Origin of the sequence: Geomicrobium sp. JCM 19037, from assembly GCF_000698105.1 — a bacterium.
GTDB lineage: Bacteria > Bacillota > Bacilli > Bacillales > Marinococcaceae > Geomicrobium_A.
This window is the reverse complement of sequence record NZ_BAWZ01000061.1, coordinates 1-7773: the sequence shown is the minus strand read 5'-3', so window position 1 is coordinate 7773 and position 7773 is coordinate 1. Positions and strand designations below refer to the sequence as shown.

General features: G+C 43.4%; 6 protein-coding genes and 2 pseudogenes. All 8 read left to right on the top strand.

The features are described 5' to 3' along the window. A partial coding sequence (locus tag JCM19037_RS23790) for an EscU/YscU/HrcU family type III secretion system export apparatus switch protein (protein WP_052364186.1) occupies positions 1 to 312 on the top strand: 312 nt, incomplete at its 5' end. After that, positions 299 to 430 (top strand): hypothetical protein, encoded by a 132-nt coding sequence (locus JCM19037_RS28945; protein WP_255357967.1) that lies wholly within the window; start codon positions 299 to 301, stop codon positions 428 to 430. The genes JCM19037_RS23790 and JCM19037_RS28945, both read left to right, overlap by 14 nt. Positions 431 to 620: 190 nt before the next feature. Next, positions 621 to 2372: pseudogene (locus tag JCM19037_RS21290) on the top strand (ABC transporter ATP-binding protein). 47 nt (positions 2373 to 2419) lie between these two features. Continuing rightward, positions 2420 to 4205 (top strand): annotated as a pseudogene (locus JCM19037_RS21285) (ABC transporter ATP-binding protein). 69 nt (positions 4206 to 4274) lie between these two features. Continuing rightward, on the top strand, positions 4275 to 4541 hold the full coding sequence (locus JCM19037_RS23785) for a hypothetical protein (protein ID WP_052364185.1): 267 nt from the start codon (positions 4275 to 4277) through the stop codon (positions 4539 to 4541). Positions 4542 to 4546: 5 nt separating this feature from the next. After that, positions 4547 to 4819 carry a GNAT family N-acetyltransferase gene (locus JCM19037_RS23780; RefSeq protein WP_193744842.1) on the top strand — a complete coding sequence of 91 codons (273 nt, stop codon included), beginning with the start codon at positions 4547 to 4549 and terminating at the stop codon, positions 4817 to 4819. 206 nt (positions 4820 to 5025) lie between these two features. Beyond that, the gene (gene sucC / locus JCM19037_RS21275) at positions 5026 to 6186 is read left to right on the top strand and encodes an ADP-forming succinate--CoA ligase subunit beta (protein ID WP_042404461.1); all 1161 of its coding nucleotides are present in this window, start codon (positions 5026 to 5028) and stop codon (positions 6184 to 6186) included. Between the two features lie 18 nt (positions 6187 to 6204). Continuing rightward, positions 6205 to 7116 carry a succinate--CoA ligase subunit alpha gene (gene sucD / locus JCM19037_RS21270; RefSeq protein WP_042404459.1) on the top strand — a complete coding sequence of 304 codons (912 nt, stop codon included), beginning with the start codon at positions 6205 to 6207 and terminating at the stop codon, positions 7114 to 7116. Positions 7117 to 7773 lie beyond the last annotated feature (657 nt).

Below are 7773 nucleotides of genomic sequence, written 5' to 3'. Positions count from 1 at the left end.
AAAGCAAAAGGGTATGGACATGTGGCTGACCAGATCAAAAAATCCGCGGAGAAATCAGCAATTCCGGTACAAAAGGATCCGTCTCTTGCTGAATTATTGTCTCATTTACATATGAATGAGCCGATCCCAGAGCACTTGTATGAAGCGGTTGCTGAAGTGTTTGCTTTTATTTATCAAGTGGAGAGAGAAATGAAAGAAATCCAAACAAACGGGAACGATAGGGGGATAGATAAGAAAGGAGGGACCAGCGTTGACGAAAAAAAAGAATTTGCTCGACGTAACACAAAGCGAGACGCTGATGACTCAATTTAACGAAGAAATTGCACATGAATTTGGCATTCATTATGCTGCGCTTGAACAGGATGCCAAAGCGAAAGCTAACGACAAAAAATCGCAGAAGCAAGACGAGCAAAAAGAATCTGATCGTTAATTGTTTCAAAAGGCAAAGGCATGGTTGCGTGAAAACATCATGCCTTTTCTATCGTAAAAACGACTCGGACATTTTTAGATAATTTCCAAAAATCGCTAGCATTTTATTTCGAAACACGGTATATTTATCGAGTGACAATTTTTCAACGTTTCTGAATGATAGTTTAATGTGACAAGAAGGTGATGCATATATGCAGATATTTAAGCAGTTAAAACAGTTTTTCTGGCCTTATCGTAAGTACTTTATCGGCTCCATTCTCTCACTCATTTTTGTGACTGGCTTAACTGTCGTTTATCCTATTTTTCTACAGCTGGCAATTGACGAAGGGATTGTGAATCAAAACTACAGTCTCATCCCCATTTTATCCATTGGGTTTATCTTCGTGATGATGCTCAAGCAGTCGCAGCATTTTTCAATCAATATTGGGGGGATCTGTTCGGCATTCAAACCGTCTACCAACTCCGGAAAAGATTGTATGAAAAGTTGCAATTTTTGCCATTTCGCTATTACGATAATGCTCGTACAGGCGACTTGATGTCGCGACTTACCGCGGATGTAGAAGGGTTTCGTTTCTTTTTATCATTTGGTTTTGCGCAGTTATTTAACTTTGTTATGATTGTCGTTTTTAGTTTAATCGTCATGTTTTATTATTCACCGCAATTGGCGTTAGTCACGCTTTTTATGATGCCAGTCCTCGCGGTAACCGTGCAACGGTTTGACCGCTTCGTACATCCTGCGTTTAAAGAAATTCGTATCTCAATGGCCAGTTTAAATACGCGCGTTCAAGAGAACGTCAGTGGTATTCAAACGGTCAAATCACTCTCCAAAGAAGACTTTGAGAAGACGCGATTTGATGATAAAACTCTCACTATCGAGATCGGTATTTGTTTACGTCAGGAATTTGGGCGAAATACTTTCCAGTAATGGAATTCATCGGAAACATCGCCGTCGTCCTTCTTTTAGCTTACGGAGGATACTTAGCGATTTATGGGACGTTAACGCCTGGAGCATTTGTTGCGTTCTTCAGCCTCGTTTGGTACATCATGGGCCCACTTATGAACTTAGGGTTTATCATTAACACCTTTAGCCAATCGAAAGCGTCAGGAGAGCGTTTGCTTGAAGTGCTGCATGAGCCTGAAGATATTCAAGATCTTCCTAACGCGGCAGACGCCAAACGATTAAAGGGAGAAGTAGAATTTAAAGATGTTGATTTTTATTATCCTTCCGAGAAAAAGGCTGCTCTTTCGTCCATTAACTTCAAAGCAAATGAAGGCGAAACCATTGGTCTTATGGGAGGGACAGGTGCTGGAAAGTCCAGCATCACACAATTAATCGCCAGGTTCTATGAAGCAACGAACGGATCCATCACTATCGATGGAATTGACAATCGAGATTATACGGTGCAATCGCTTCGCGCAAACATCGGTTTTGTTCTTCAAGAGCCTTTCTTTTCTCATCTTCAATCCGTGACAACATCTCCTACGGAAATCCGAGTATTTCTTTAGATGAAATTGTTGAAGCGGCGAAACGCGCGGATGCTCATGAATTTATTGAAGGGCTACCGAACGGCTATGATACGGTGCTTGGAGAGCGGGGCATGGGGCTTTCTGGAGGACAAAAGCAGCGAATTTCAATTGCAAGAGCATTGCTTGTGAACCCGAGCATACTCATTCTTGATGATGCGACGAGTGCTGTTGATATGCAGACGGAGTTTAAGATTCAAGCCGCATTTAAGGAGCTCATGAAAGGCAGAACGACATTTATTATTGCCCATCGAATTTCGAGTGTTCAACATGCGGATCAGATCCTTGTATTAGAAGAAGGCACGATAAAAGAACGGGGACGTCACGATGAACTATTAGAAAAGAATGGCCTCTACCGTAGAATATTTGATATTCAGTATCAAGATTTAGAAGCAATTAAAGCGCAAACGATTAGTTGAAAGGGGCAAGCCTCGTGTCACAGCAAAACAGTAAGCAGAGTCGTGTAATGGAGCGATTTCATTACAGTCAAGACACGGCAATCGAGAAGCCTTTCAACTGGGAAAAGTTAGCTCGATTGTTCAAGTACATGAAAGAAAGCAAAGGACTCATCCCTAAAGCGATTGTTGCCATGCTCATTACAACAATCGTTCGGCTGATTGTTCCGCTTATCATCGGTCAGTGGGCACTCGATTACGCCCTCGCTGACGAGGATTACGGTTTAATGCTGCAACTAGCGGTTCTTGCTTTAAGTTTGTATATTTTCTCATTATTTGCGAACCGATTTCGGATAAAGTGGACGAATCAAATCGGTCAAAACGCGATCCATGCATTAAGAAAGGAACTGTTTAACCATATTCAAGGGTTATCCAACCGTTTCTTTGATTCACGATCGGCAGGATCGATCCTCGTACGCGTCGTTAACGATGTGAATGCGTTGCAAGAGCTATTTACAAACGGGATTATTAACATGCTCATGGATATCGTCATGCTCGTGAGCATCATTATCATCCTCTTTACACTTAGTCCACCATTGGCGTTAGCGGTTTTAATTGTTTTGCCAATCATGTTTTTCATTTCAACGAAATTACGAAGAAATATTCGTCGTTCATGGCAAACCGTCAGAATTCGTCAAGCGAAATTAAACTCGCACTTGAATGAAAGCATTCAAGGGGTTCGCGTGACGCAATCATTTTCTCAAGAAAACAACAACATGGATTTCTTTGATGGCATCAACCGCGAGAATTATGACGCTTGGGAAGAAGCTTCAAAGAAAAGTGCATACTTTCGTCCGTTTGTGGAAATGTCTAACGCCCTTGGTTCGGCAGTGCTCATCTGGTACGGCGCGTACCTCGTCGCTCAAGGATCAATTGGCTTTGGTGTTCTCGTTTCGTTTGCTTTCTTTCTCGGGATGTTTTGGGAGCCGATCTCTCGACTCGGGCAAGTGTACAACCAGCTGCTCGTTGCGATGGCTTCCTCAGAAAGAATTTTGAGTTTCTCGACGAGCGGCCAAACATCAAAAATAAAGCGGACGGTTACGCAGCTGAAAAGCTCGATGGAGAAATTGTCTTTGACGATGTGACATTCAGTTATGATGAATCGAGAAAAGCGTTGAACGGAGTCTCGTTAAAGATCGATGCAGGGGACACGGTTGCACTCGTCGGTCATACGGGCTCAGGGAAATCGACGATTGCAACCTGATTGGCCGGTATTACGACCCGACAGGCGGCCGTGTATATCTTGACGGAAACGCGCTTGAAGATTATCAATTAAACAGCTTACGAGAAGAAGTGAGCACTGTGCTTCAAGATACGTTTGTATTCTCTGGAACGATTCGAGAAAACATCCGTTTTGGCCGACCTTCAGCTAGCGATGAAGAAGTAGAACAGGCGGCTAAAGCGATTGGTGCGGATGAATTCATCGGAAGGCTTCAGGACGGTTACGAAACTGAAGTTGAAGAACGCGGGAACATTTTAAGCGTTGGAGAACGACAACTTCTTTCTTTTGCTCGGACGCTACTTGCAGATCCTAAAATTATTATTTTGGATGAAGCGACTGCAAGTATTGATACAGAGACAGAACTGAAAATTCAAGAAGCGTTAAACACGCTTTTGAAAGGGAGAACGTCGGTTATGATTGCTCACCGGTTATCGACCATTCGTGAAGCGGACAACATTATTGTTTTGGAACAAGGAAATATTCTGGAACAGGGCAATCACCAGAAGCTGATGAAAGAAAAAGGCAAGTATTACGACTTAGTGATGAGTCAATTTAAAGCGTTGAATGTCACATAAAGATATGGGGGTTGCCTGTGAGTGGATCTCACAGTGGCAAGCCCTTTTCTTTTCAGGAGGTATTTAGAAATGTATGATGTTGTAATCAATCGTGATGTGAAGCTTCAAGACCTCGTTTCAATCATCAATCATAAAAAACAAGTATTGCGAGAAAATGCTGCATTCATGGGGCGTACACTGGATGAATGGAAGATCGACGTATCCGTTGAAACGACGTGGTTGAGACAACATTTGCAACCAGGGAGCTGTATGTTTGTCGCCATTTATGACGGACAGGTTATCGGGATGCTCGGCTTTTTACGAAACGAGCGCGCGCGTTACAAGCACGGGGGATGATGGGCATGAGTATCCAAGAACACTTCACTGGTCAAGGCATTGGCAAGAAGTTGCTCACTGAATTTTTGAAATGGGCCGAAGCAGAAGAAGGACTAGAAAAAGTATCACTGGAAGTGTATGCCTCGAACAAGCGAGCAATCAGTCTTTATGATAAATTCGGATTTTTGGAAGACGCGAGAGTAGAGAAGCTCCGGAAAGAAGCGGACGGTTCTTACGTTGATGACGTACACATGAGTTATTTTCCCAAAAAACTAACCGTGTCGAATCGTCAGAACTAATGTATAATAAAGGGCGTGCCCAATGCGTGACGTTTTTAATGGAAATGTGTGGGCAAGATTGAAAGTTATTGCACATATAACTTTTGAGGACGAACATTTTGTGTTACGATTAAACATGTGTGTAATGAGCTTGCGGTAGGCGATTCATTCGCCAAACGTCCGCATCTTATGAAACTGAATGTACTCATAGGGAGGATGGAAAGAACATGAATATTCATGAGTACCAGAGTAAAGAGTTACTCAGAAAGTACGGTGTTGCTGTACCGACTGGGCATGTTGCTTTTACAGTGGATGAAGCGGTTGAGAAAGCCAAGTCGCTATCTACAGAAGTCAGTGTTGTAAAAGCCCAAATCCACGCAGGTGGACGCGGAAAAGCCGGCGGTGTAAAAGTAGCGAAAAACTTAGATGAAGTGCGTACATACGCAGATGAAATTCTAGGAAAAACGCTCATCACGCATCAGACTGGACCTGAAGGAAAAGAAGTGAAACGCCTTCTTATTGAAGAGGGTTGTGACATTGACCAAGAATACTATATTGGACTAGTACTTGATCGCAGTACTTCTCGTATTGTACTTATGGGCTCTGAAGAGGGCGGTACAGAAATCGAGGAAGTTGCTGAGGAAACTCCTGAAAAGATTTTCAAAGAGTTCATTGATCCTGCTGTTGGTTTGCAAGGATTCCAAGCGAGAAGACTTGCTTTCAATATGAACATTCCAAAGGACGCGCTCGGCAAAGCCGTGAAGTTCATGGATGGATTATATAAAGTATTCGTTGATAACGATTGCTCCATCGCTGAAATCAACCCACTTGTAACGACAAAGCAAGGTGACGTGCTTGCACTTGATGCGAAGTTGAACTTCGACTCCAATGCACTTTATCGTCAAAACAACATCGTGGAGTACCGCGATCTTGATGAAGAAGACGAGAAAGAAATTGAAGCGTCTAAATTCGATCTTAGCTACATTGCCCTCGATGGAAACATCGGTTGTATGGTAAATGGTGCAGGTCTTGCGATGGCTACAATGGACATCATCAAGTATAAAGGCGGCGAACCCGCGAACTTCCTCGACGTTGGGGGCGGTGCAACAGCTGAAAAGGTAACCGAAGCTTTTAAGATCATTCTTTCGGACAAGCACGTAAAAGGAATCTTCGTCAACATCTTTGGCGGGATCATGAAGTGTGACGTTATTGCAGAAGGTGTTGTAACGGCGACGAAAGAAGTCGGCCTTGAAATCCCTCTTGTCGTAAGACTTGAAGGTACGAACGTGAAAGAAGGTAAGCAAATCCTTCAAGAATCAGGACTTAACATTACAGCTGCAGACACGATGTCTGATGGCGCAGAAAAAATTGTAGCTTTAGTAAAATAGAAAGGCGGGCCAACTACAATGAGTATCTTAATTAACAAAGATACGAAGGTTATTGTTCAAGGTATTACGGGCAGTACCGGACTATTCCATACAAAGCAAGCGCTTGAATACGGTACACAAATCGTCGGCGGTGTCACACCGAAAAAAGGCGGTACGGAAATTGAAGGTGTTCCTGTATTTAATACAGTATCTGAAGCGAAAGCAGCAACAGGAGCAAATGCAACAGTCATTTACGTTCCACCTGGCTTTGCAGCTGACGCAATTATGGAAGCGGTAGACGCTGAACTTGATCTAGCCATCTGTATCACAGAAGGAATTCCAGTTCTTGATATGTTAAAAGTGAAACGTTATATGGAAGGAAAAAATACTCGCCTCGTTGGACCGAACTGCCCAGGTGTTATTACGCCTGAAGAATGTAAAATTGGCATTATGCCTGGGTACATTCACAAAAAAGGTCACGTCGGTGTTGTATCCCGTTCAGGTACCCTTACGTATGAAGCAGTAGATCAACTGTCTTCCAACGGCATCGGCCAATCAACAGCGGTCGGTATTGGTGGTGACCCTGTTAACGGTACAGATTTCATTGATACGTTGAAACTTTTCAACGAAGATGAAGATACAAAAGCCGTAATTATGATAGGTGAAATCGGCGGTACTGCAGAGGAAGAAGCTGCTGAATGGGTTAAAGAAAACATGACGAAGCCTGTCGTCGGATTCATCGGCGGTGCCACTGCACCTCCAGGAAAGCGTATGGGTCATGCCGGTGCGATTATCTCTGGTGGTAAAGGTACAGCAGAAGAAAAGCAAAAAACGCTTCGCGCGTGTGGCATCGAAGTTGCAGAAACACCTGCAGTTATCGGTGAAACATTGATTGGTGTCCTAAAAGACAACAACCTTTACGATGCATGCCTTACACATGAAGTGAAATAAGATCAAAGCGGATGTTCCTTTGGAACATCCGCTTTTTTTCGTTAAAAAGCAGTCTTCAAAATAGAATAAACGTAAGATTTTCCTAATTTGCGCTGTTGAGCGTTGAGTGGGAGGGGTAGCGCGGTGCTGGGTGCCAATTTGCGCGCAGATTCATTGCTCATAAGTGAGTCACCTGTCGGCCCTAGTAGGGCAGAAGCAAAATCGGGCTTGGTTCGACGCGAACCGAGACGACGTGTTGTGGTTACTTCGGGGCGGGGGTGTACACGACCTTATCATCTGTTACCGAGTTCGTTCATTCTAATACTTAGTTTATGGGAATATACCGTTTTTCCTGCGATTTCGCTCAACTCGAGCACATTCTCCACTTTACCAAGCGTACGACTGGTTCTTGAAGAAACTATTTTGTTCAACTTATATAGAGTGTCGTTAGAATATTGAATCTAATTCCATAAACGGATGTTTGAAACTATATAGAATGAACGTAACATTTTCCTAATTGCACAGTTTGTTGTTGCTTTCCACTGCAGGCGGATGCTTGTACTCCAGAGCACAAGTGCAACATCGGTGGCCAAAGTACGCCCCCCGTGTTTTCTATGCAGTACAGACTATAAGTGCAACATCGGTGGCCAAAAGACAGCCACCGTGTTTTCTATGCAC

Bases quoted from the DNA above. Each gene is read 5' to 3' on its own strand.
- JCM19037_RS23780 (WP_193744842.1), top strand. From the start codon at position 4,547: ATGAGTATCCAAGAACACTTCACTGGTCAAGGCATTGGCAAGAAGTTG.
- JCM19037_RS28945 (WP_255357967.1), top strand. From the start codon at position 299: ATGACTCAATTTAACGAAGAAATTGCACATGAATTTGGCATTCATTAT.
- sucD (WP_042404459.1), top strand. From the start codon at position 6,205: ATGAGTATCTTAATTAACAAAGATACGAAGGTTATTGTTCAAGGTATT.
- sucC (WP_042404461.1), top strand. From the start codon at position 5,026: ATGAATATTCATGAGTACCAGAGTAAAGAGTTACTCAGAAAGTACGGT.
- JCM19037_RS23785 (WP_052364185.1), top strand. From the start codon at position 4,275: ATGTATGATGTTGTAATCAATCGTGATGTGAAGCTTCAAGACCTCGTT.